This is a genomic window from Metalysinibacillus jejuensis, from assembly GCF_003057615.1.
GTDB classification, from domain to species: domain Bacteria; phylum Bacillota; class Bacilli; order Bacillales_A; family Planococcaceae; genus Metalysinibacillus; species Metalysinibacillus jejuensis.
In genome coordinates this window covers 1-904 of the sequence record NZ_QAFW01000140.1, presented here as the reverse complement: position 1 = coordinate 904, position 904 = coordinate 1, and the positions used below count along the sequence as shown (strand labels likewise).

The window sequence follows — 904 nt, the reverse complement described above, 5'->3', positions numbered from 1 at the left end:
CATCGCATTGAACATCTCACGGTTACTTCGTTTCGAAGGACGACCGGTTGTGTACGGTGGGAAGAACCCTTCAATTTGTTTCCACTGTTCATCTGTTAATTCGTAACGACTTGGCGCCATTTCATCCCCCCCATTTTCTGATTTACACCATTGTATCGTGGGGTGGAAATAGTTTTTAGACAGAACCTAGGAATAATAGCTAGCAAAAGAAACCATAACCACTCCATCATAGGGTAAGGACCAAATGACTCTCCTTTGGCTATTACATAAAAAAACAAAGCTATTGTACTCGCAACATAGACGACCATCGTATACGTTACTAATGACAGCCGCTTCCTAACGTCTTGACCAAATAATAAATAAATTGTTATGAGGGCACAAGCAATCAATGCTAATGCATCACCATACAGGGCCGTGCCACTTACTTGAAAATCTCCCCAACCTATTAACACACTTCCTATAATGGCTATTGTACCCGATAGAATTGTTTTTAAGGAAATCGATTCTTTAAAGAACAAATAGGTACCGACAAAAGCGAATAAAGGTTGCAAGGTTACGAGTACAGTTGAGCTAGCCACAGATGTATAATTTAACGTCTTTCCCAAAGAAGTCTCCCATCCTCAAGGAATGAGAAGGTGCGAATAGCACCAATGAGTAGGCGGGAGATGAATTTCGGTTGGCTTTAGCCAAAGCTTATAATATAATCAGTCTTAGATGTAACAAAGGATTGATATCACAATGAAATTAGATAGTAATAATCATTCAGTATTCTTAATGCATTATCATCTTGTACTGGTTGTGAAATATCGGATACAAGTTTTTGACAATGAATTATCTGATTTTGCAAAAGAAATGTTCATTAAGATTGGAAGTAAATACAACATTTCTTTAGTGGAATGGAATC

General features: G+C 37.8%; 1 protein-coding gene and 2 pseudogenes. 1 reads left to right on the top strand and 2 read right to left on the bottom strand.

Annotated features, from left to right (window positions below; genetic code table 11):
* Positions 1 to 120: pseudogene (locus DDE80_RS15835) on the bottom strand (IS5-like element ISLpl3 family transposase); the annotation flags it as partial.
* Between the two features lie 47 nt (positions 121 to 167).
* Positions 168 to 599: pseudogene (locus DDE80_RS14470) on the bottom strand (DMT family transporter); the annotation flags it as partial.
* A 139-nt stretch (positions 600 to 738) separates the two neighbouring features.
* Here DDE80_RS14470 and DDE80_RS14465 point away from each other — a divergent pair.
* Positions 739 to 904 (top strand): transposase (locus tag DDE80_RS14465; RefSeq protein ID WP_201261524.1); only part of this gene is annotated, 166 nt, incomplete at its 3' end.